At 73.1% G+C, this 20,486-nt stretch carries 22 protein-coding genes and 1 riboswitch; of the genes, 11 read left to right on the plus strand and 11 right to left on the minus strand.

Annotated elements, in window-relative coordinates:
- Positions 1–54: 54 nt before the first annotated feature.
- The 3 genes from bioD to bioB form a co-directional block, all read right to left on the minus strand.
- The gene (gene bioD, locus ACFPP6_RS23865; RefSeq protein WP_382045844.1) at positions 55–771 is read right to left on the minus strand and encodes a dethiobiotin synthase; all 717 of its coding nucleotides are present in this window, start codon (positions 769–771) and stop codon (positions 55–57) included.
- Positions 772–940: 169 nt separating this feature from the next.
- A complete protein-coding gene (locus tag ACFPP6_RS23870; protein WP_382045847.1) occupies positions 941–2,248 on the minus strand; it encodes an adenosylmethionine--8-amino-7-oxononanoate transaminase in 1,308 nt (435 codons plus the stop codon).
- Entirely contained in the window at positions 2,241–3,455 is a 1,215-nt protein-coding gene (gene bioB / locus ACFPP6_RS23875; RefSeq protein ID WP_382045850.1) for a biotin synthase BioB, read from the minus strand. The genes ACFPP6_RS23870 and bioB overlap by 8 nt, the downstream gene beginning before the upstream one ends.
- Positions 3,456–3,636: 181 nt before the next feature.
- Between bioB and ACFPP6_RS23880 the strand changes: the two genes are divergently transcribed.
- A complete protein-coding gene (locus tag ACFPP6_RS23880) occupies positions 3,637–4,827 on the plus strand; it encodes an 8-amino-7-oxononanoate synthase (protein WP_382045853.1) in 1,191 nt (396 codons plus the stop codon).
- Positions 4,828–4,846: 19 nt separating this feature from the next.
- Here ACFPP6_RS23880 and ACFPP6_RS23885 read toward each other — a convergent pair whose 3' ends face one another.
- Together ACFPP6_RS23885 and ACFPP6_RS23890 are read right to left on the minus strand one after the other, a co-directional pair.
- Positions 4,847–5,101 (minus strand): DUF397 domain-containing protein, encoded by a 255-nt coding sequence (locus ACFPP6_RS23885; RefSeq protein WP_382045856.1) that lies wholly within the window; start codon positions 5,099–5,101, stop codon positions 4,847–4,849.
- A 9-nt stretch (positions 5,102–5,110) separates the two neighbouring features.
- On the minus strand, positions 5,111–5,989 hold the full coding sequence (locus ACFPP6_RS23890) for a helix-turn-helix domain-containing protein (protein ID WP_382045859.1): 879 nt from the start codon (positions 5,987–5,989) through the stop codon (positions 5,111–5,113).
- A 282-nt stretch (positions 5,990–6,271) separates the two neighbouring features.
- On the opposite strand from ACFPP6_RS23890, the gene ACFPP6_RS23895 reads away from it, so the two are divergent.
- On the plus strand, positions 6,272–6,709 hold the full coding sequence (locus ACFPP6_RS23895) for an ATP-binding protein (RefSeq protein ID WP_336013110.1): 438 nt from the start codon (positions 6,272–6,274) through the stop codon (positions 6,707–6,709).
- A 147-nt stretch (positions 6,710–6,856) separates the two neighbouring features.
- Here the strand turns inward: ACFPP6_RS23895 and ACFPP6_RS23900 are convergent, their stop codons facing one another.
- Positions 6,857–7,327 (minus strand): C40 family peptidase, encoded by a 471-nt coding sequence (locus tag ACFPP6_RS23900; protein ID WP_382045862.1) that lies wholly within the window; start codon positions 7,325–7,327, stop codon positions 6,857–6,859.
- A gap of 4 nt (positions 7,328–7,331) precedes the next feature.
- Positions 7,332–7,516: riboswitch (cyclic di-AMP (ydaO/yuaA leader) on the minus strand.
- A 730-nt stretch (positions 7,517–8,246) separates the two neighbouring features.
- Between ACFPP6_RS23900 and ACFPP6_RS23905 the strand changes: the two genes are divergently transcribed.
- The 9 genes from ACFPP6_RS23905 (at position 8,247) to ACFPP6_RS23945 (ending at position 15,832) form a co-directional block, all read left to right on the plus strand.
- Positions 8,247–8,549 carry an urease subunit gamma gene (locus ACFPP6_RS23905; RefSeq protein WP_336013106.1) on the plus strand — a complete coding sequence of 101 codons (303 nt, stop codon included), beginning with the start codon at positions 8,247–8,249 and terminating at the stop codon, positions 8,547–8,549.
- Between the two features lie 15 nt (positions 8,550–8,564).
- Complete coding sequence (locus tag ACFPP6_RS23910) at positions 8,565–8,876, plus strand: urease subunit beta (protein WP_382045865.1); 312 nt, start codon at positions 8,565–8,567, stop codon at positions 8,874–8,876.
- A complete protein-coding gene (locus ACFPP6_RS23915; protein ID WP_336013104.1) occupies positions 8,869–10,590 on the plus strand; it encodes an urease subunit alpha in 1,722 nt (573 codons plus the stop codon). Before ACFPP6_RS23910 ends, ACFPP6_RS23915 begins: the two co-directional genes overlap by 8 nt.
- Positions 10,590–11,324: an urease accessory protein UreF gene (locus ACFPP6_RS23920; RefSeq protein ID WP_382045867.1), complete on the plus strand. Its 735-nt coding sequence runs from the start codon at positions 10,590–10,592 to the stop codon at positions 11,322–11,324. Before ACFPP6_RS23915 ends, ACFPP6_RS23920 begins: the two co-directional genes overlap by 1 nt.
- A 62-nt stretch (positions 11,325–11,386) precedes the next feature.
- Positions 11,387–12,094 carry an urease accessory protein UreG gene (ureG, locus tag ACFPP6_RS23925; protein WP_382045870.1) on the plus strand — a complete coding sequence of 236 codons (708 nt, stop codon included), beginning with the start codon at positions 11,387–11,389 and terminating at the stop codon, positions 12,092–12,094.
- Positions 12,052–12,885 (plus strand): urease accessory protein UreD, encoded by an 834-nt coding sequence (locus ACFPP6_RS23930; protein ID WP_382045872.1) that lies wholly within the window; start codon positions 12,052–12,054, stop codon positions 12,883–12,885. The genes ureG and ACFPP6_RS23930 overlap by 43 nt, the downstream gene beginning before the upstream one ends.
- A gap of 191 nt (positions 12,886–13,076) precedes the next feature.
- Positions 13,077–14,684, plus strand: coding sequence for an alpha/beta hydrolase (locus ACFPP6_RS23935; RefSeq protein ID WP_382045875.1), 1,608 nt, complete (start codon positions 13,077–13,079; stop codon positions 14,682–14,684).
- 196 nt (positions 14,685–14,880) lie between these two features.
- Positions 14,881–15,060: a hypothetical protein gene (locus ACFPP6_RS23940; RefSeq protein WP_079110107.1), complete on the plus strand. Its 180-nt coding sequence runs from the start codon at positions 14,881–14,883 to the stop codon at positions 15,058–15,060.
- 352 nt (positions 15,061–15,412) lie between these two features.
- Entirely contained in the window at positions 15,413–15,832 is a 420-nt protein-coding gene (locus ACFPP6_RS23945; protein WP_382045878.1) for an SSI family serine proteinase inhibitor, read from the plus strand.
- Between the two features lie 29 nt (positions 15,833–15,861).
- Here the strand turns inward: ACFPP6_RS23945 and ACFPP6_RS23950 are convergent, their stop codons facing one another.
- From ACFPP6_RS23950 to ACFPP6_RS23970, 5 genes are all read right to left on the minus strand, one after another.
- Positions 15,862–16,020, minus strand: coding sequence for a hypothetical protein (locus ACFPP6_RS23950; RefSeq protein ID WP_382045881.1), 159 nt, complete (start codon positions 16,018–16,020; stop codon positions 15,862–15,864).
- Positions 16,021–16,152: 132 nt separating this feature from the next.
- Positions 16,153–17,106 (minus strand): cytochrome c oxidase assembly protein, encoded by a 954-nt coding sequence (locus tag ACFPP6_RS23955; protein ID WP_382045884.1) that lies wholly within the window; start codon positions 17,104–17,106, stop codon positions 16,153–16,155.
- Positions 17,107–17,218: 112 nt separating this feature from the next.
- A complete protein-coding gene (locus ACFPP6_RS23960) occupies positions 17,219–18,244 on the minus strand; it encodes a 6-phosphofructokinase (RefSeq protein WP_382045887.1) in 1,026 nt (341 codons plus the stop codon).
- A gap of 120 nt (positions 18,245–18,364) precedes the next feature.
- Complete coding sequence (locus ACFPP6_RS23965; RefSeq protein WP_058041480.1) at positions 18,365–19,093, minus strand: type 1 glutamine amidotransferase; 729 nt, start codon at positions 19,091–19,093, stop codon at positions 18,365–18,367.
- Positions 19,094–19,121: 28 nt separating this feature from the next.
- Complete coding sequence (locus tag ACFPP6_RS23970; RefSeq protein ID WP_058041481.1) at positions 19,122–20,360, minus strand: MurT ligase domain-containing protein; 1,239 nt, start codon at positions 20,358–20,360, stop codon at positions 19,122–19,124.
- Positions 20,361–20,486: the final 126 nt, after the last annotated feature.

The raw sequence follows: 20,486 nt of genomic DNA on the forward strand, positions 1-20,486 counted from the left end.
CGGTCGCGGCAGTTGGGGCGGGAGGGGTGCGTGGGGCGGCCGGGGAGGGCGGGGTCAGCGGTGGGCCGCCGTGAAGCCGGCCGCGTCCCAGGTGCCGGACAGCTCCGGCGCCAGCCAGCCGGGGGCCGCCGCCCGGAACGCCTCCGGCGCGAGGGCGCTCGCGCCCTGCGGGACGGCGCCCAGCAGCGGGGCGCCGGCCGCCTCCGGCAGGTCGGCGAGGTTGCAGCGCATCGCCAGGTCCGGGGCGGCCGGCCAGCTGCCGATCACTGTGCCCGCGCAGCGCAGGCCCCGCGCGCGCAGGGCCTCCGCGGTGAGCTCGGTGACGTTCAGCGTGCCGAGGCCGGCCTGCGTGACCACCAGGACCGGGGCGTCCAGCAGCCGGGCCGCGTCCGCGAGGGTCGTGCCCTCCTCGTCCAGGCGGACGAGGAGACCGCCGGCGCCCTCGACGAGGACCAGGTCGTGGCCCTCCGCCAGCCGCGAGGCCGCCTCCGCGATCTGCGGCGGGCGCACGGGGGCCAGGCCGGCCCGGGCCGCCGCCGTACCCGGCGCGAGCGGCTCCGGGAACCGCGCGAGCTCCTCCCCGGTCACCCCGCTCCCCGCGAGCCGCCGCACCTCGGCGACGTCACCGGGCTCGCCCGGGGCGACACCGGTCTGCGCGGGCTTGAGCACGGCGACGGAACGGCCCGCTGCCCGCGCCGCCGCCGCGACGGCAGCGGTGACCACGGTCTTCCCGATCTCGGTCCCGGTGCCTGTGACGATCAGTACTGCCATGGTGTTCGGTGTCTCCGTTCGTGGTCACTGAGGAAGGTTCTTGCCGAGGACTCGCACGGGCGACCACACGCGGTGCTCGGCCACGACCGTGGAACCCGGCGGTGCCGAACGGCCCGGCCGCCCGTTGGGCAGGGGGCCGCCGGGCGAACCGTCGAACGAGGTGCGGCCGTCAGGCGACCACGGCCGCCGCGCGCACCGCCGTGCACACCCGGGCCAGGTCCTCGTCGCCCGTGACGTACGGCGGCATCACGTACAGCAGGTCCCGGAACGGACGCAGCCACACGCCCTCGCGGACCACCGCGCGCGTCGCCGCCGCGACGTCCACCTCGTGGTCGAGCTGGACGACGCCGATCGCGCCGAGGACCCGGACGTCCCGGACGCCCGGCAGCGAGGCCGCCTCGGCGAGGCCGTCGCGCAGCCCGGTCTCGATGCGCTTGACCTCCGTCTGCCAGTCCTGTTCCAGCAGCAGGTCGATCGACGCGTTCGCCACCGCCGCGGCGAGCGGGTTGCCCATGAACGTCGGCCCGTGCGCGAGCACCGGCACCTCGCCGCGCGAGATGCCGTCGGCGACCCGCGCCGTGCACAGCGTCGCCGCCATGCTGAGGTACCCGCCGGTGAGCGCCTTGCCCAGGCACATCACGTCGGGGGTGATGCCCGCGTGCTCCGCGGCGAAGAGCCGGCCCGTGCGGCCGAAGCCGGTGGCGATCTCGTCGAGGACGAGGAGCACGTCGTGCTCGTCGCACGCTTCCCGCAGGACCCGCAGGAACACGGGATCGTGGAAGCGCATCCCGCCCGCACCCTGCACCACCGGTTCGACGATGACCGCCGCGAGTTCGTGGGCGTGGGCCGCGATCGTCCCGCGCAGGTGCGCCGCGTAGGCCCGGACGACCTCGGCACCGCTGGCCACGGCCGGCGGCACGTCCGCGAAGACGTGCTTCGGGAGCGCCCCGGACCACAGCTCGTGCATCCCGCCGTCGGGGTCGCACACGGCCATCGGCTGCCACGTGTCCCCGTGGTAGCCGCCGCGCCACGTCATCAGCCGCCGCTTCTCGGGGCGGCCGGCCGAGCGCCAGTACTGCAGGCACATCTTGACGGCGACCTCGACGGCCACCGAGCCGGAGTCGGAGAGGAAGACGTGTTCCAGCCCCTCGGGGGTGATCTCCACGAGCCGGGCGGCCAGCCGCACGGCGGGCTCATGGGTGAGCCCGCCGAACATCACGTGACTCATCCGCCCGAGCTGCTCGCGCGCGGCCTCGTTGAGGACGGGGTGGTTGTAGCCGTGGACGGCGGACCACCACGACGACATCCCGTCGATCAACTCGTGCACGCCGTCGACCGGTTCGGCGAGCCGCAGCCGCACCCCCGACGCGGACTCCACGAGCAGCGGCTCCTGGCGGCCGGGCATCGGACCGTAGGGGTGCCACACGTGCTGCCGGTCGAGGGCGAGGAGCTCGCCGGGGGTGAGCGGCTCAGGCATTGGGGGGCAGGTCCGTCCCCGCGCCGCGGCGCCGCACGGCGACCAGGTCCGTACGGGCCTCCTGGCCGGCGACGGCCTCGGGCGCGACGCCGGCCGTGACCTCGGCCTCGGGCGCCGCCGCGGCCGGGGCGCCGCCGTCCCCGCAGGGCCCGCACGAACCCCCGCCGCAACCGGAACCGGCGGCCTCCGCGGCGGCGACGTCCGCCCGGTGCGCCGGCAGCGTCGTCGTGCCGGCGCCCTCCACCTCGAAGCCGGCGTCCGCGATCATGTCCAGGTCGGCCTTGCCCTCCTGACCCTCACTGGTGAGGTAGTCGCCGAGGAAGATCGAGTTGGCCAGGTGCAGGGCGAGCGGCTGCATCGAGCGCAGGTGCACCTCGCGCCCGCCGGCCAGCCGCACCTCGACGTCCGGGCAGACGAACCGCACCATCGCGAGGATGCGCAGCGCCCGCTGCGGCGTGAGGTTCCACTCCTTGGCCAGCGGCGTGCCCTCGAAGGGGATGAGGAAGTTGACCGGCACCGAGTCGGGGTCCAGCGCGCGCAGCGAGAAGACGACGTCGACGAGGTCCTCGTCGCTCTCGCCCATGCCCGCGATCAGCCCGGAGCAGGCGGACATGCCCGCGGCCTGCGCCTGCTGCACGGTGTCGACGCGGTCGGCGTAGGTGTGGGTGGTGGTGATCTCGCCGTAGGTGGCTTCGGAGGTGTTGAGGTTGTGGTTGTAGGCGTCGGCGCCGGCGGCGCGCAGCCGCTCGGCCTGGCCCGCGGAGAGCAGTCCGAGGCAGGCGCACACCTCGACGTCCTCGTTCTGCTCCTTGATCGCCTCGATGGTCCTGGAGACCCGGTCGATGTCCCGGTCCGTGGGCCCGCGCCCGCTGGCGACCAGGCAGACCCGCTTCGCCCCGCCGGCGACACCGGCCGCGGCGGCCTTGGAGGCGTCCTCCGGCTTGAGCCACGTGTACTTGAGGATCCCGGCCTTCGAACCGAGCCGCTGCGAGCAGTACGAGCAGTCCTCGGGGCAGAGCCCGGACTTGAGGTTGACCAGGTAGTTGAGCTTCACCCGGCGCCCGAACCACCTGCGGCGTACCTTGCCCGCCGCGGCCACCACGTCGAGCAGGTCGTCGTCGGACGTCGCCAGCACGGCGAGCGCCTCTTCGCGGGTCGGCAGCTCGCGCCGCAGCCCCTTGTCCACCAGCGTGTTCAGCAGGTCCATGGCGGTGATCCTCGCTCACGGCCGTACCCCGGGCCAAGGTAGGGATCGCACAACTCCGGCGGATTGATGTGTGTGTATTGCCACACCCTGACCAGGTGTGACGCCCGCTACGTTCTACAGAGGTTCTATCCGGGCTCCACAGAACCGGCCCCCAGCCCCTTGGAACGCGAAGGACGGCCGCATGCCTCAGGACTCGACCCGGGACACGCCCCGGCCCGCCCTCCGGGACCCCTTCGCCTGGATCGACGCGCACCACGAGCGGCGCCTGGCGGCCGGGCTCGTACGGACCCTGCGGCCCCGCCCCGCGGACTCGCCGCTGACCGACCTGGCGGGCAACGACTACCTGGGCCTCACCCGCCACCCGGAGGTCACCGAGGCCGCGGCCGAGGCCGCCCGCCGGTGGGGCGCCGGGGCGACGGGCTCCCGTCTGGTCACCGGCAGCACCGCCCTGCACGCCCGGCTGGAGGAGGAGCTCGCCGCCTTCTGCGGCTTCGAGGCCGCGCTCGTGTTCTCCTCCGGCTACACGGCCAACCTTGCCGCCGTCACCGCGCTCGCCGGGCCCGACGCCGGCGGTCCGGCCCTGCTCGTCTCCGACGAGGGCAACCACGCCTCCCTGATCGACGGCTGCCGGCTGGCCCGCGCCGAGAAGGCGGTCGTGCCGCACGCCGACCCGGACGCCGTCCGCAAGACCCTCGCGGCACACGGCGGACGCGCGCTCGCCGTCACCGACTCCGTCTTCTCCGTCGACGGCGACGCCGCCCCGCTGCCCGCGCTCGCCGGGGCGTGCCGCGAACACGGCGCGGCCCTGCTCGTGGACGACGCGCACGGGCTCGGCGTCCTCGGCGAGGGCGGCCGGGGCGCGGTGCACGCGGCGGGGCTGGCGGGCGCCCCGGACGTCGTCGCCACGGTGACGCTGTCGAAGGCGCTGGGCAGCCAGGGCGGTGCGGTGCTCGGCCCGGAGCGGGTGATCAGGCACCTGGTGAGCAACGCCCGCACGTTCATCTTCGACACCGGCCTCGCACCGGCGGCGGCCGGCGCTGCGCTGGCGGCCCTGACGGTGCTGCGCCGCGAGCCGCAGCGGGCGCGGCGGGTCCGGGAGATCGCCGCCGAGCTGCACCGCAGGGTGGTGGCGGCGGGCTTCGCGGCGGTACGGCCCGACGCGGCGGTGGTCTCCGTACGGGCCCCCTCACCGGAGGCGGCGGTGCGGTGGGCGGCGGACTGCCGGGAGGCGGGGATCGCGGTCGGGTGCTTCCGGCCGCCGTCCGTGCCGGACGGCGTCTCGCGGCTGCGGCTGACCGCCCGGGCCGATCTGTCGGACCGGCAGGTGACGGCCGCGGCCGACGCGATCGTACGGACCGCGCCGGCCGCCTGAGAGAAGGAGTCCTACCGGGTCAGAGCGGGTCGGGCCCGCCGTCGCGCAGCCCCTCGACGAAGCAGGTCCACGCGGCGGAGCGGAAGAGGAGCGCGGGGCCGCCCGCCCGCTTGGAGTCGCGCACGGCGAGGAGGCGGCCGGGGAGCGGTCCGGCCGTCTCGACGCAGTTGTTGTATCCGGTGCTGTAACTGCTGCGCCGCCATGGAGCCTCACGGAGCAGGGAAAGCGCTGCAGGGGTGGAACGGTGGGGTACGTACCGAGGCATTGCGGACATGGTGCCTCCTTACGCGCCGTCGTTGATCCCGGCGATGAATTCCAGCGATTTCTCGTGCGAGAGGGCGTGTGCGCGCAGCGTCGTGAAGGCCGCGCCGTACGCCCGGAGGTCTTCTTTCCGCTCCAGGTAGAGGCTACTCGTCAAGTGGTCGAGAACAACCACGTCCAGATCAGCAATGCGCGGAAATGAGAAAATAACAAAAGGCCCGGTGATGCCGATATGGCCGCCACTGGAGAAGGGCAGGACGTGCAGCCGCACGTGTCCCAGCGATCCCGTCTCCACCAGGTGCCGCAACTGCCCGGCCATGACCTCCGGTCCGCCGACCTCATGGCGCAGTACCGCCTCGTCCAGCACGGCGCACACCTCCAGCGGCTGCTCGCCCCGGAGCACCGCCTGGCGCGCCAGGCGCACCCGCACCAGCTCCTCGACCTGCTCCGGCGCGGGGTCGCCGAGGGCCGCGCGGGTCACGGCGCGGGCGTAGTCCGGCGTCTGCAGCAGGCCGGGGACCACGGTGGTCTCCAGGGTGCTTAACCGCGAGGCCTCCGACTCCAGGCTGATGAAGTCGAGATAGGCGGGCGGCAGCCGGTCGCGGTAGGCGTACCACCAGCCGCGCCGGGCACCCGCGCCCTCGCCCGGTTCGGGGGACCCCGCGCCGCACAGCGCCCCCAGCAGCGCGCGCAGCTCGGCGTCGGTGACCCCGTAGGCGTCCAGCAGCCGGGCCACGTCCGCCGGTTTCACGCCACTGCTGCCCGTCTCGATCCGGCTGACCTTCGACTGGTGCCAGCCCACCGCGCGCGCGGCCTCCAGGCTCGTCAGCCCGGCCAGTTCGCGCTGGCGGCGCAGCTCCGCCCCCAGCTTGCGGCGGCGTACCGCCGGTCCGTACCGCATTGGCCCTCCCCTGGGTCACTGTCGTTGTCATACGTCAGTGTCAATAGCCCAGTGTGCCGCGTGAATCCGGTCGCTCGTCGTAGAGTTCACTGCTTCGGGCGACAGATATATGCATATCTTGGGGGATCGCTCCCATCACAGGCGTTATCAGTGGCAGTCTGTCGCGCAGAGCCGTCCGAGGCCGCTCATGCCCCCCACGACTTACGGCACGCTTCCCGGTTTTCCGCGGCAGTGCACCGGAAGTCCGGTCTCGGCGGGACCTCGGCTGAAAGGGCCACCGCCATGGCAGACCACCAAGAAGCCACCGTCACGCTGCCGAGCGCCCCCGCCTCGGTCTCCACGGCGCGCCGCTACGTCGCGGAGGTGCTGGCGGACTGGGGGCTTCCGGGCGGGACGGACACTTCCGAGACCGTGCGCCTGATCGTCTCCGAGCTCGCGACCAACGCCGTGCAGCACACCCGGGGCCAGTCGCCCACCTTCACCGTGGACGTCCGCCTCGACCGCGATCAGCAGCTGCGCATCGGCGTCACGGACAGCCACCCGCGCTTCCCCCGGCGGCTGCCCGCCGCGGTCCAGCAGGACAACGGCCGCGGCATGGTGATCATCCGCTGTCTCACCGCGGAGCACGGGGGGCGGCTGTTCTGCACGCCGACCTCCGACGGCGGCAAGACGGTGTGGATCTCCCTCCCCTGGACCGCGCCGGTCAGCGCAGAGCGCTGAACTCCCCTCCGGCCGGCCAGGCCCCCCGCACCCGGGTGCGGGGGGCCTCGGGCCTCTTCGGGCCCTCGTGCGGGGAGTTGCGAGTCGTGCGGGGATCACGTCACCGGGCAGCCTTCCGGGGTCTCCGGGCGGGCCGGTGACGCCGGGTCAGCCGACCCGGCCGTAGAGGACGCTGCTGGTCCAGATCCGCTCCAGGCGGACGACCGCGCCCGTCTTGGGTGCGTGCCAGATGCGGCCGTCCCCGTTGTATATCCCCACGTGGTAGATCCCGCGCCCGGAGACGAAGAAGACGAGGTCGCCGCGTTCGCGTGCGGAGCGGGGGATGTGGCGGGTGCTGTTGTACTGCTGGGCGGCGGTGCGGGGCAGGGACTTCCCGGCCCCCTTGAAGGAGTAGAGCGTCAGGCCCGAGCAGTCGAACCGGTGGGGTCCGGTCGCCCCCCACTGATAGGGGGAGCCCTGCTTCGAGGCCGCGATCCGCAGTGCCTGGGTGGAGACGGTAGACGCCTCCGCCTCTGCCGCGCCGCCCGGAGCCAGCACGGTGGCTCCGACGGCGGCGAGAGTGAGGGCCGATGCTGCACCGGCCCTGGACAGCTTTGACGGACGTTTGTGCGCGCCCATGCGCTAACCCTTCGTCAGCCGCCTGTGAAGGATGACCTGTCGGGTTCGGGCAGGCGAAGGTTGCCCGGCCGCTGTCAACGGCTTCACCCCAAGGGCCGACCGCACTACTCTTGGTCGTCCCACCACTCTTGGGTCCTCCATCCCTGCCGTTGCACTCAAGTCGACCCGGCATCCCGGCGGCGGCAGGGTTCGGCGTCCGCCGGGACCGCCCCGCCTGGGTGGCGGGGTCTTGTCGTCGGAGGGATCTTGGCGCAGCCGCCGTGCCGATTCCGAGCGGAACCAGGGGTATGTGAGCCTGATCACTTCTGGGCAATTCCGGTGGACGCGGGGCGATTTGGTGGTGTGCGCCCAAGCCGGCTGAGCCGCTGGCCTGCGGCGGTTCGTACCGGCCCGGGGGCAATCCGGCCGCCCGCGCCAAATCGATCACCGCGCCCCGTCTACGCCGTGATCCTTCATGGAGGGGACCGGGGTTTATTCGCGTGCGGACCCCCGGCCCTCCGGCGCACATGGCGCGGAGATCCCTTCGCCCCCGGCGCTCTGCGCCGGGGACCCGTACCGTCCGCGTCGGCATGACCCGCTCGCACCTTCCGTTCACCCGTTTCGGATGGGCGTGCGATCCGCGGCGCCGTCGCACCACCGCGACGACCATGGTCTGCGCCGCCCGTAGCCGGCGGTACGTGTCGTGCGGACGGGCGGCCATGATCCGGCCCAGAAGATCCAGTAGGTGCAGACGACAGACGGCACCCGGGTCCGTGGCCATGGCAATGCAAAGAGCCAGTTAACGCGTTGGAAAAGGTTCCGCCCTAATCTGCAATCACTGGCCACCGGCCGAAGAACCCCAGGTCAACCCCGTGTTGAACTCGGGTGGCGTCCCGGTGCGTCCATCCGGGACCCCTGGGACGACAGTGAGGTGGGACGCATGCAACTCTCCCCGCGCGAGCAGGAACGACTGCTCCTGCACGTGGCCGCCGACGTGGCCGCCAAGCGCAAGGCCCGCGGCCTGCTCCTCAACCACCCCGAGGCGGTGGCCCTGATCACCGTCCACGTCCTCGAAGGCGCCCGGGACGGCCGCACCGTCGCCGAGCTGATGTCCTCCGGGCGCGGGGTGCTCACCCGCGACGACGTCATGGAGGGCATCCCCGAGATGCTCCACGACGTCCAGGTCGAGGCCACCTTCCCCGACGGCACCAAGCTCGTCACCGTTCACGAACCGATCTGCTGACGGGGAGGACCCGCGATGATCCCCGGAGAAATCCTGTACGCCGCCGAGCCCGTGGCCCTCAACCAGGGGCTGCACCGCACCCGGCTCACCGTGCTCAACGCCGCGGACCGCCCGGTGCAGGTCGGCTCGCACTACCACTTCGCCGAGGCCAACCCCGGCCTCGACTTCGACCGTGCGGCGGCCCGTGGCAAGCGCCTCGACATCGCCGCCGGCACCGCCGTCCGCTTCGAGCCGGGCATCCCCCTCCGGGTCGACCTCGTCCCCATCGGCGGCAAGCGCATCGTCGAGGGCCTGCGCGGAGAGTGCGGGGGACCGCTCGATGACTGAACTCAGCCGCGTCGCCTACGCCGGCCTCTACGGGCCGACCGCGGGCGACCGCGTCCGCCTCGCCGACACCGACCTCGTCGTCGAGATCGAGGAGGACCGCAGCGGCGGGCCCGGGCACGCCGGCGACGAGGCGGTCTTCGGCGGCGGCAAGGTCATCCGCGAGTCGATGGGCCAGTCCCGCGCGACCCGGGCGGACGGGGCCCCCGACACCGTCATCACCGGGGCCCTCGTCCTCGACCACTGGGGCGTCGTCAAGGCCGACATCGGCATCCGTGACGGCCGGATCACCGGCGTCGGCAAGGCCGGCAACCCCGACACCATGGACGGCGTCCACCCCGACCTCGTCATCGGCCCCGAGACCGAGGTCATCGCCGGCAACGGCAAGATCCTCACCGCCGGGGCCGTCGACGCCCACGTCCACTTCATCTGCCCGCAGGCGGCGGACGAGGCCCTCGCCTCCGGCGTCACCACCCTGCTCGGCGGCGGCACCGGGCCGGCCGAGGGCAGCAAGGCCACCACCATCACCCCCGGAGCCTGGCACCTCGCCCGGATGTTCGAGGCCATGGAGGGGTACCCCGTCAACGTCGGCCTGCTGGGCAAGGGCAACACCGTCTCGTACGACTCGATGCGCGCCCAGCTGCGGGCCGGCGCCGTCGGCTTCAAGATCCACGAGGACTGGGGGGCGACCCCCGCCGTCATCGACGCCTGCCTGGCCGTGTGCGAGGAGAGCGGCGCCCAGCTCGCCATCCACACCGACACCCTCAACGAGGCCGGCTTCGTCGGCGACACCCTCGCCGCCATCGCCGGCCGGTCCATCCACGCCTACCACACCGAAGGCGCAGGCGGCGGGCACGCCCCCGACATCATCACCGTCGTCTCCGAGGCCAACGTCCTGCCCAGCTCCACCAACCCCACCCGGCCGCACACCGTCAACACCGTCGACGAACACCTCGACATGCTGATGGTCTGTCACCACCTCAACCCGGGCGTCCCCGAAGACCTCGCCTTCGCCGAATCCCGCATCCGGCCGGGCACCATCGCCGCCGAGGACGTCCTGCACGACCTCGGCGCGATCTCGATCATCTCCTCCGACTCCCAGGCGATGGGCCGCATCGGGGAGGTCGTGCTGCGCACCTGGCAGACCGCGCACGTGATGAAGAGACGCCGCGGCGCCCTGCCCGGCGACGGGCCGGCCGACAACGCACGAGCCCGCCGCTACGTCGCCAAATACACCATCAACCCGGCCGTCGCGCAGGGCCTCGACCACGAGATCGGCTCCGTGGAGCCGGGCAAGCTCGCGGACCTCGTGCTGTGGGACCCCGCCTTCTTCGGCGTACGGCCGCAGCTCGTCATCAAGGGCGGCCAGATCGCCTACGCGCAGATGGGCGACGCCAACGCCTCCATCCCCACCCCGCAGCCGGTGCTGCCGCGCCCCATGTTCGGCGCCCACGGCCGCGCCCCGGCCGCCAACTCCCTCAACTTCGTCACCCAGTGGGCCATGGACGACGGCCTCCCCGAACGCCTCGGCCTCGGCAAGCGCTTCGTCCCCATAAGGTCCACGCGCGGCGTCACCAAGGCGGACATGCGCAACAACGACGCCCGGCCGAGGGTGGAGGTCGACCCCGACACGTTCACGGTCACCGTCGACGGCGAAGTGATCGAACCCCGTCCGGCGGCGGAACTGCCGATGGCCCAGCGTTACTTCCTGTTCTGATGAGCACGACGACCGAGGCCGCCACGGGCGCGGAGCCGGCCCGGCCCGCGACGAGGGCGGCCGGGCCCGCAGCCCTCCTCGTCCTCGCCGACGGGCGCTTCCCCGCCGGCGGCCACGCCCACTCCGGCGGGGCCGAGGCCGCCGTCAAGGCCGGGCGGATCACCGACGGCCGGACCCTGGAGGAGTTCTGCCGGGGCCGGCTGCACACCGCCGGGCTCACCGCGGCCGCCCTCGCCGCCGCGGCCGCGGCCGGCCTCGACCCGCTCGCTCTCGACGACGCCGCGGACGCGCGGACCCCCGCACCCGCCCTGCGCGCCGCCGCCCGGCGCCTGGGCCGGCAGATGATGCGCGCCGCCCGCGCCGCCTGGCCCTCGGCGGAGCTCGACGCCCTCGCCGCGGCCCGCCCGCGCGGCGCCCACCAGCCGGTCGTCCTCGGCCTCGCGGCCCGGTCCGCCGGGCTCGTCCCGCTGGACGCCGCCTACGCCGCCGTCTACGAGTCGGTCAGCGGTCCGGCCACCGCGGTCGTACGCCTGCTGAGCCTCGACCCCTTCGTGGCGACGGCGGTACTGGCCCGGCTGGCACCGGAGCTCGACGCGGTGGCGGCCGCCGCCACCGCGTCCGCACACCGCGCGGCCACCGAGGGCCCCGACGCCCTGCCCGCCCGCTCGGCCCCGCTGCTCGACATCACCGCGGAGCTCCACGCGGCCTGGCCCGTAAGGCTCTTCGCGAGCTGAACCACTCACCCGCACACAGCCGAAGCACCGACCGCAGACAAACGAACCCCCGGGAGGGGACCATGCACCTCGACCACCCCGAGACCTACCCCCACCGCCACACCTACAGCGCCGCCTCGCCCGTCCGCCCCGACGGGACGCGCCGCGCCCTGCGGATCGGCCTCGGCGGCCCCGTCGGCTCCGGCAAGACCGCGACCGTCGCCGCGCTCTGCCGCGCCCTGCGCGAGGAGCTGTCCATCGCCGTCGTCACCAACGACATCTACACCCGCGAGGACGCCGAGTTCCTGCTGCGCAACGCCGTCCTGCCGGCGGAGCGGATCACCGCCGTCGAGACCGGGGCCTGCCCGCACACCGCCATCCGCGACGACATCTCCGCCAACCTGGAGGCCGTGGAGGACCTCGAGGCTTCGTTTTTCTCCTCGGGGGCCGGCCCGCTCGACCTCGTCCTGGTCGAGTCCGGGGGCGACAACCTCACCGCCACGTTCTCCAAGGGCCTGGTGGACGCTCAGATCTTCGTCATCGACGTCGCGGGCGGCGACGACATCCCGCGCAAGGGCGGCCCCGGCATCACCACCGCCGACCTGCTCGTCGTCAACAAGACCGACCTCGCCCCGTACGTCGGCGTCGACCTGGAGGGCATGGCCCGCGACGCCAAGGCGCAGCGGGGCGGACTCCCGGCCGTCTTCACGTCCCTCGTCACGGAGGGCGGCGTGGAGCCCGTCTCGGCGTGGGTGCGCGCTCGGCTCGCCGCCTGGACCGCGTCCTCGTGACCGCTCTCGCCGCCGCCCCCGCACCGCCGCAAGGGGCCGGGCTGCTGGCCTCCGCCCGGATCGTGGCCGTCGCGGACGGCAGGGGCGGCACCGCCCTGCCCGTCCTCGACGGCGGCGGCCCGTTCGCCCTGCGGCGGCTGCGGTCGCCGGGCGCCGAGGCGCGGGTGTGCCTGGTCGGCGCGATGAGCGCGCCGCTGGGCGGCGACGTCCTCACGCTGACCGCCGAGGTGGAGGACGGCGCCGTGGTGCACTTCTCCACCACGGCCGCCACGATCGCCCTGCCCGGCCGCACGGGCGCGCCGGCGGCCTACAACGTATACATCCGCGTCGGCGACGGCGCCGAGCTGCGCTGGCTCCCCGAGCCGCTGATCTCCGCGTGCGGCGGCGAACTGCGGATGACCACGCGCATCGAACTCGCGCCCACGGCACGGCTGGTGTTCCGCGAGGAGCAGATCCTGGGGCGCGCGGGGGAGCGGCCGGGACGGCTGACGGCCCGTCTCACCGTCCGGCACGGCGGGCGCCCGCTCTACGACCAGGAGTTGTCGTACGGTCCGGGCGTGCCCGGCTGGGACGGCGGGGCGGTCCTGGGCGGCCACCGGGCGGCCGGTCAACTCCTCGTCGTGAACCCGGCCTTCGCGGCGGCACCCGTCGCACCGCGGGTGCTGGGCCCGGCGGCCGTCCTCGCCCCGCTGGCCGGCCCGGCCGCGGTGGTGAGCGCCGTGGCCCCCGACGGCCTGCAGCTGCGTACGGTGCTCGAAACCGGACTCTTGGGGATGGAAATCGGCAGATAGCGCGATACGGGCGATGTGGTGCGCCGGGGGTGAATGCCGCCACATGTGTCACTGCGTGTTTCGTCATTCTTACGGATTAGTAAAGAACACTCGTACGACCTGTCCATTGTGGGATAGGAGACGAAAGGATCCCCCTGCAGCATTGCGATCTCCGCCGCTCCAAGCGGCGTACCCAGCAGGGGGATTCCTACGTGAGACACACGTCAATACTCGGCGCGGCCGGCACCCTGGTGACCGGCGCGCTGGTGGCCGGGTTCCTGACCGCCCCGGCCGCCGGCGCGAGCGAGCGCGTGCCGGGCGGGGCCGCAGAGGCCCGCGGTGTGAAGATTGCCGCCGATCGCGCGGCCAAGGCGGGCATCAAGTGGCAGGACTGTCCTGCCTCCTGGGGCCTCGAGAAGCCCATCCAGTGCGGTTACGTCACCGTTCCGGTCGACTACGCCAAGCCGAACGGCCCCACCATCAAGATCGCAGTGGACCGGGCCCGTTCGACCGGCACCGCGGACGAGCGCCAGGGCGCCCTCCTCTACAACCCCGGCGGCCCCGGCGGCTCCGGCATGAGGTTCCCGCGCCGCGTCACCACCAAGGCCCCGCTCTGGGCGAAGACGGCGAAGGCGTACGACTTCGTGGGCTTCGACCCGCGCGGCGTGGGCCACTCCGCCCCGATCTCCTGCGTCGACCCGCAGAAGTTCGTGGCGGCGCCCAAGCCCGACCCGGTGCCCGACAGCGAGGCCGACAAGCTCGCCCAGCGCAAGCTCGCCCGCCAGTACGCGGACGGCTGCGCCGAGCGCAGCGGCAAGCTGCTGCCGTACCTCACCACGGCGAACACCGCGCGCGACGTCGACGTCGTCCGCGCCGCCCTCGGCGAGAAGAAGCTCAACTACCTGGGCGTCTCCTACGGCACCTACCTCGGCGCCGTCTACGGCACCCTGTTCCCGACCCACGTCCGCCGCCTCGTCGTCGACAGCGTCGTCAACCCGGCCCAGGACAACATCTGGTACCAGGCCAACCTGGAGCAGGACGTCGCCTTCGAGGCCCGCTTCAAGGACTGGGAGGACTGGGTCGCCAAGTACGACTCCACCTTCCACCTCGGCGCCACCCGGGCCCAGGTCCAGAAGAACTGGGAGAAGCTCCGGGCCACCGCCAAGAAGAACCCCATCGGCGGGGTCGTCGGCCCGGCCGAGCTGATCAGCTACTTCCAGGGCGCGGCGTACTACGACTCCTCGTGGGTCCCGGTCGCCGAGACCTGGAGCAAGTACGTCGCCGGCGACGAGAAGGCGCTGGTCGAGGCCGCCGGCCCCGACCTGTCCAACACGGCGGGCAACATCGCCGCCGAGAACGGCAACGCCGTCTACACGGCGGTCGAGTGCGCCGACGCCAAGTGGCCCACCAGCTGGAAGAAGTGGGACCGCGACAACACCCGCATCCACCGCCAGGCCCCCTTCATGACCTGGGCCAACGCCTGGATGAACCTCCCGTGCGCCACGTGGAAGGGCCCGCAGGGCACGCCCATCGAGGTCACCACGCACAAGGGCCTGCCGCAGACCCTCATCATCCAGAGCGAGCGCGACGCGGCCACCCCGTACGCGGGCGCCGTGGAGCTGCACAAGCGGTTCAAGGGCTCCCGCCTGATCACCGAGAAGGGCGCCGGCTCGCACGGCGTCACGGGTGAGGCCAACGCCTGTGTCAACGCGAAGCTCGACGCCTACCTCATCGAGGGCAAGCTCGACGCGAAGGACGTGACGTGCGCGCCGCACGCCATCCCCGAGCCGCCGAAGCCCGCCGCGGCGAAGAAGGCGTAGCCGTTCCACCGCACCACACGGCGCCCCGGTCCCGCGGACCGGGGCGCCGCTGCGTCCGCGGCCGGTCCCCGGAGGCCCTCGGCGGGTCACGGAGGGGCATCAAGGACGTATCAGGCTGGATGACCATTTGATGAGCATTCTGCGAACCTCGACGGTTCTCGGTGTTTTGGCCGCCCGCTCCTCGTAGCCTGTGTTCATGCCCGCCACCCCGGACCTCACCCGGTCGCCCGAGGAGATCAACGACGCGATCCGTGCGTTCCTGGCGGAGCGCCGCGGCCGGATGCTCAACGGTGAGGAGCGCCGGGCCTACGAGCGGCTGCGGGCGGAGTGGCTGGCGGCGGTGCGGGGTGGGCCGTGCCTGACCGGGCAGCGGTGACGCGCAGGCCCCACGCCGCCTCGGCAGGGCCGCTGCGGGACACGGGAGCCGTATGCGCCCCCGCACCGTGCTGCACTCCAACGCGCCCCCGTCCGCCGCGTGTTCCCCCGCATCCCCGGCATCACAGGGCCCTGGCAAGGGGGTTACGGGCGGTACGGTGGCCCTGCCCGCGGCCGACCGTCCCGTGCCGACCCGCCGTCAGCGCCCTGTTGCCCCGACCCCGCGGCGCCGGAGGACCGGCCGGGTGACCTGCCGCCGCCACCCGGGCGACGGCACGGTGTGGCAGCTTGCCCGGCGCGGTCCGCGCGCGATGGCCTTGGGCCCGGGCACCCCCGCGCCCCAGGAGGCACCGATGTCCCTACCCCGTACCGCCGTGGCCGCCGCGGCGACCACCGCCGCGCTCCTCGCCCTGGCCTCCCCGCCCGCCGCGGCGGACGAGCTGCAGGGCCCCGCCGGCGGCCCGGACGGCACCGACGGGCGGTTCTTCCTCACCGTCTCCGGCGCGCAGAACACCTGGATCCGCGGGGTCCAGCTGAGCTGCCCGGACGCCGGCGGCCACCACCCCCACGCGACGGAGGCGTGCACGACGCTGCACCGCGCGAAGGGCGACCCCGGCCGGGTGACCGGAGCCGGGCACCAGTGCACGCGGGAGTACGACCCGGTGACCGCGACCGCCGAGGGCGACTGGAACGGGCGCCCCGTCGTGTGGCACAAGACCTTCCCCAACCCCTGCGCGCTCGACGTGGCGACCGGGCCGGTCTTCCGCTTCTGACCTGCTTCCGGCCCGCCCGGGCCCCCTGCTCACGTCCCCCGGGCCACGAGCGTTCCTATCGTCAGCAGCGTCAGCATCACCCACGCGAACCACAGCCAGCCGTTGCTGCCGATGGTCACCGTGTACGCCGTCACCACGACGAGGCCTCCCACCGTCAGCCCCGCCATCGTCTTCGTCGATCCGGGCATCCCCGCACCTCCTCACGGCGGCCCGGGAGCGCGCCGACGCGCGAAAGGGGCCGCGGCCTGGAGTCCATGGTCTCCCGGCCGCGGCCCCTGCCGCCAGAGCTCGCGCGCACGCCTCCCGCGTACGCCCGCCCGTCAGGTCTCCCGCGAGCGCAGCGAGGCGAGGTAGGCGTTGTAGGCCTCCAGCTCCTTGTCGCCGTTGCGGTCCGCGGCCCGGTCCGAGCGCCGCGCCTGCCGCTGCTCGGAGCGGTACCACTGGTAGGCCAGCGCGAGCAGCACCACGACCGACGGGATCTCGCTGAACGCCCAGGCGATGCCGCCGCCCGCCTGCTGGTCCTCCAGCGCGTCGATGCCCAGCGAGGCCGGCGGGTGCATGTACGTGCCGATCATCGGCTCCGAGGCCATCATCAGCGCGATGCCGAAGAACGCGTGGAAGGGCATGCCCGCGAACAGCTCCAGCATCCGCATCACGTAGCCCGGGCGGTGCGGGCCCGGGTCCACGCCCATGATCGGCCAGAAGAACACCAGGCCCACGGCGAGGAAGTGCACCATCATCGCGATGTGCCCCGTCCTGGACTCCATCAGGAAGTCGAAGAGCGGGGTGAAGTACAGCGCGTACAGGCTCGCGATGAACAGCGGGATCGTGAACACCGGGTGCGTGATGACACGCATGTAGCGGCTGTGGAGCAGGGCGACCAGCCACTCGCGCGGGCCCTTGCGGCCGCGCCCGGCCGCCGGCAGCGCCCGCAGCGTCAGAGTCACCGGGGCGCCGAGGAGGATCAGGATCGGCGACAGCATGCTGATGACCATGTGCTGCACCATGTGCACGCTGAACATGACCATGCCGTAGTCGTTGAGCTTGGTGCACATCACCAGCCACACGCTCAGCACACCGAGGACGAACGCGACGATCCGGCCGACGGGCCAGGCGTCACCACGCCGCCGCAGCCGGACCACCGCCCAGCCGTAGAGGGCCAGGGCCAGCAGACAGCCGATCATGAAGAATGGATCGCCACTGAACTGCAGACCCCGTTCCAGCGTGAACGGCGGCATGTCCATGTGCATCATGCCGTGCCCGCTGTGATCCATCCGCTCTCTCCCATTTCGCACCGATGCGCCGGGACCAGAGTAGAGGCGCCCCGGGCCGCGCCCGCGGCCGGGGGCGCCCCGCCGGAAGGCGGGGGACACCGGGACAAACGACTCAGAGCACGCACTCGACCTCGGTGTACCGCTCCTGCGGCACGGTCTTGAGCCGCTCGACGGCCTCCGCCAGCGGCACCAGCGTGATGTCGGTGCCGCGCAGGGCCGTCATCATGCCGAACGCCCCGTGGTGCACCGCCTCGACCGCGTGCCAGCCGAACCGGGTCGCGAGGACGCGGTCGTACGCGGTGGGCGTGCCGCCGCGCTGCACGTGGCCGAGTATCACCGGGCGGGCCTCCTTGCCCAGGCGCCGCTCCAGCTCGTCGGAGAGCTGCCGGGCCACCCCGGCGAACCGCTCGTGCCCGTAGACGTCCGTGGCGCCCGTCTCGAAGGCCATGGAGCCCTCGCGCGGCTTGGCGCCCTCGGCGACGACGACGATCGCGAAGCGCTTGCCGGCCTCGAAGCGCCGGCCGACGACCTCGGTCAGCTCGTCGATGTCGAAGGGCCGCTCGGGCACGACGATGGCGTGCGCGCCGGCGGCCATGCCCGAGTGCAGGGCGATCCAGCCGGTGTGCCGGCCCATGACCTCCACGATCAGCACCCGCTGGTGCGACTCGGCGGTGGTCTTCAGCCGGTCCAGCGCCTCGGTGGCCACGCCCACGGCCGTGTCGAAGCCGAACGTGACGTCCGTCGAGGCGATGTCGTTGTCGATGGTCTTGGGCACGCCGACGATCGGCAGGCCCGCGTCCGACAGCAGGCGGGCGGCCTTGAGGGTCCCCTCGCCGCCGATGGGGATGACGGCGTCCAGGCCGAGGCCGGCCACGTGGCCCTTGGCCCGCTCGACACCGTCGCGCAGCTGCGCGGGCTGTACGCGAGAGGAGCCGAGGATGGTGCCGCCGGTGGCCAGGATGCCGGCCACGGCGTCCAGGTCGAGCCTGCGGTGGTCGCCTTCGAGGAGGCCCTTCCAGCCGTCGTGGAAGCCGATGACCTCGTCACCGTGGTCGACGACCGCGCGGTGCACGACGGACCTGATGACGGCGTTCAGACCGGGGCAGTCGCCACCGGAGGTGAGTACACCAATGCGCATGACAGGGGGAAACCTTCGCAACAGGGCGGGAGACCGGACCCCGTCGTCCGGTTGCGTCCCCGCCACCTTACTAGCGGTAGGTGGCGGGGGGCGCGACCGTCCGTCATGCGGTCGGCAGGGCTACGCCGACTGGGTAGCCGCCGCGATCCGCTCGGCGCGCAGCGCCTCGTACCAGCGGTCGTCCACCGGCGGGAGGGCGTTGACGTCCAGCGCCAGCTTGATCAGCATGTCCGAGATGTGCGGGTTGCGGGCCATCACCGGGCCGTGCATGTACGTACCGAAGACGGTGTCGTTGTACGCGCCCTCGAAGCCGTCGCCCGTGCCGTTGCCGTTGCCGTAGCGCACGCGGGCGAACGGGCGGGCCGTCGGGCCGAGGTGGGTGATGCCCTGGTGGTTCTCGAAGCCCGTCAGCGGCGGCAGGCCCAGCGGCTCGTCGATGTCCGCGAGGACGTCGCCGACGCAGCGCTCGCCCTCGCCACGGGTGCTGATGACGTCGAGCAGGCCGAGGCCCTGCTCGCGCTGGCCCAGGTCGTTGATGAACTCGTGGCCCAGGATCTGGTAGCCGGCGCAGACCGAGAAGACGATCGCGCCGTTGGCGACGGCCCGGTTCAGGCCGCCGTCGCGGCGCAGCCGCTCGGCCGCGAGCCGCTGCGGGCGGTCCTCACCGCCGCCGATCAGGTAGATGTCCCCGGAGGTCGGGATGGGCTGGTCGGACCGGATGTCGACGCGCTGGACATCCAGCCGGCGCTGGCGCGCCCGCCGCTCCAGGACCAGGACGTTGCCCTGGTCGCCGTAGGTGCTGAGCAGGTCGGGGTAGACCCACACCACACGCAGACTGTTCTGGCTCATGCTCACAATCCTTCAGTGCTTGCGGGGGTCAGTTGCCGACGCGGCGGCGGACGTCCTGGAAGGCGGTGTAGTTGGCGATCAGCTCGATCTTGCCGGGCGGGCACTGCTGCACGGCCTCGTCCACGGTCTCGCAGACCCGGAAGTCCAGGCCCGCGACCTCCAGCCGGACGGCCAGGTCCAGCTTGCGGTCGCCGATGACGAAGATCGGGTGACCGGCGAGGCGCGGGTAGTCCACGTCCCACAGCCACGAGGTGTCGGTGCCGTCCGCGCCGCGGGCGTTCACCGCGAGGATCACCGGCGCCGGCGGCCCGTCGATCAGCGAGAACGTCTCCAGCCAGCCGGCCGGGTTCTTGGCCAGCAGCAGCCGGATGTCGCGGCCGAGGAACTGCACCACGTCGAACCGGCCCGCGACCGCCTGCACCTGGTACATCCGCTCCAGGGCGACCTGCGGCGGTACGCCGAAGGTGGCCGCGACGGCCGCGGAGGTGGTGGCGTTGGCCTTGTTGGCCCGGCCCGGCAGCTGCAGGTGGATCGGCCAGGCCGAACCGTGCGGGTCGAGGACGTAGTCGCCCGACAGCGCCCAGCTGGGGGTCGGCCGGCGGAAGCCGCACTCGCCGCAGAACCAGTCGTCGCCGGGGCGCTGCATGACGCCGCCGCACGACGGGCAGGACCAGGCGTCGTCCTTCCACTCCTGGCCGGCCGCCACCCACACCACGTTCGGCGACGAGGAGGCCGCCCACACGATCAGCGGGTCGTCGGCGTTGGCGATGATCACCGCCTTGCTGCCCGCCAGGCCCTCACGCCACTTCTCGGCGAGCATGCGCGTCTCCGCGGCCCGGTCGAGCTGGTCGCGCGAGAGGTTCAGCAGCGCTATGGCCTTGGGGGAGACGTCCCGGGCGACACCCGCCAGGTACTTCTCGTCCACCTCGATCACGCCGTAGCGCGCGTCCGAGCCGCCCGCCAGGGCGGAGGTGATGCCCGCGGGCATGTTCGCGCCCAGCGCGTTGGACACGACGGGTCCGCTGGCGCGCAGCGCCTCGGCGATCAGCCGGGTCGTGGTCGTCTTGCCGTTGGTGGCCGACACCAGGACCACGTCCAGGTGGGTCGCCAGCCGGGCCAGCAGGTCGGGGTCGAGCTTGAGCGCGACCTTGCCGCCGATCACCGATCCGCTGCCACGGCCTGCGGCCCGCGACACCGCCGCAGCCGCCTTGCCCGCCGTCACGGCCAGCTTGGCCCGCGGCGACAGTGGCCCCGAGTTGCCTGCCATCGTCCTAGATCCTCCTTGTTGGGCGCCGGGCCTGTTCCCTGGTCCGCCGGTGGTGGAACGCCCCCTCCGCGCCGAATCGCCAGCCAGGAGGCTCCGGTCGGGGATCAGCCTATCGAGATCCGGCCG

It is taken from the genome of Streptomyces aureoversilis (genome assembly GCF_042657885.1).
Lineage (GTDB): Bacteria > Actinomycetota > Actinomycetes > Streptomycetales > Streptomycetaceae > Streptomyces > Streptomyces aureoversilis.

Bases quoted from the DNA above. Each gene is read 5' to 3' on its own strand.
- bioD (WP_382045844.1), bottom strand. From the start codon at position 771: ATGGCAGTACTGATCGTCACAGGCACCGGGACCGAGATCGGGAAGACC.
- ACFPP6_RS23870 (WP_382045847.1), bottom strand. From the start codon at position 2,248: ATGCCTGAGCCGCTCACCCCCGGCGAGCTCCTCGCCCTCGACCGGCAG.
- bioB (WP_382045850.1), bottom strand. From the start codon at position 3,455: ATGGACCTGCTGAACACGCTGGTGGACAAGGGGCTGCGGCGCGAGCTG.
- ACFPP6_RS23880 (WP_382045853.1), top strand. From the start codon at position 3,637: ATGCCTCAGGACTCGACCCGGGACACGCCCCGGCCCGCCCTCCGGGAC.
- ACFPP6_RS23885 (WP_382045856.1), bottom strand. From the start codon at position 5,101: ATGTCCGCAATGCCTCGGTACGTACCCCACCGTTCCACCCCTGCAGCG.
- ACFPP6_RS23890 (WP_382045859.1), bottom strand. From the start codon at position 5,989: ATGCGGTACGGACCGGCGGTACGCCGCCGCAAGCTGGGGGCGGAGCTG.
- ACFPP6_RS23895 (WP_336013110.1), top strand. From the start codon at position 6,272: ATGGCAGACCACCAAGAAGCCACCGTCACGCTGCCGAGCGCCCCCGCC.
- ACFPP6_RS23900 (WP_382045862.1), bottom strand. From the start codon at position 7,327: ATGGGCGCGCACAAACGTCCGTCAAAGCTGTCCAGGGCCGGTGCAGCA.
- ACFPP6_RS23905 (WP_336013106.1), top strand. From the start codon at position 8,247: ATGCAACTCTCCCCGCGCGAGCAGGAACGACTGCTCCTGCACGTGGCC.
- ACFPP6_RS23910 (WP_382045865.1), top strand. From the start codon at position 8,565: ATGATCCCCGGAGAAATCCTGTACGCCGCCGAGCCCGTGGCCCTCAAC.
- ACFPP6_RS23915 (WP_336013104.1), top strand. From the start codon at position 8,869: ATGACTGAACTCAGCCGCGTCGCCTACGCCGGCCTCTACGGGCCGACC.
- ACFPP6_RS23920 (WP_382045867.1), top strand. From the start codon at position 10,590: ATGAGCACGACGACCGAGGCCGCCACGGGCGCGGAGCCGGCCCGGCCC.
- ureG (WP_382045870.1), top strand. From the start codon at position 11,387: ATGCACCTCGACCACCCCGAGACCTACCCCCACCGCCACACCTACAGC.
- ACFPP6_RS23940 (WP_079110107.1), top strand. From the start codon at position 14,881: ATGCCCGCCACCCCGGACCTCACCCGGTCGCCCGAGGAGATCAACGAC.
- ACFPP6_RS23945 (WP_382045878.1), top strand. From the start codon at position 15,413: ATGTCCCTACCCCGTACCGCCGTGGCCGCCGCGGCGACCACCGCCGCG.
- ACFPP6_RS23950 (WP_382045881.1), bottom strand. From the start codon at position 16,020: ATGCCCGGATCGACGAAGACGATGGCGGGGCTGACGGTGGGAGGCCTC.
- ACFPP6_RS23955 (WP_382045884.1), bottom strand. From the start codon at position 17,106: ATGGATCACAGCGGGCACGGCATGATGCACATGGACATGCCGCCGTTC.
- ACFPP6_RS23960 (WP_382045887.1), bottom strand. From the start codon at position 18,244: ATGCGCATTGGTGTACTCACCTCCGGTGGCGACTGCCCCGGTCTGAAC.
- ACFPP6_RS23965 (WP_058041480.1), bottom strand. From the start codon at position 19,093: ATGAGCCAGAACAGTCTGCGTGTGGTGTGGGTCTACCCCGACCTGCTC.
- ACFPP6_RS23970 (WP_058041481.1), bottom strand. From the start codon at position 20,360: ATGGCAGGCAACTCGGGGCCACTGTCGCCGCGGGCCAAGCTGGCCGTG.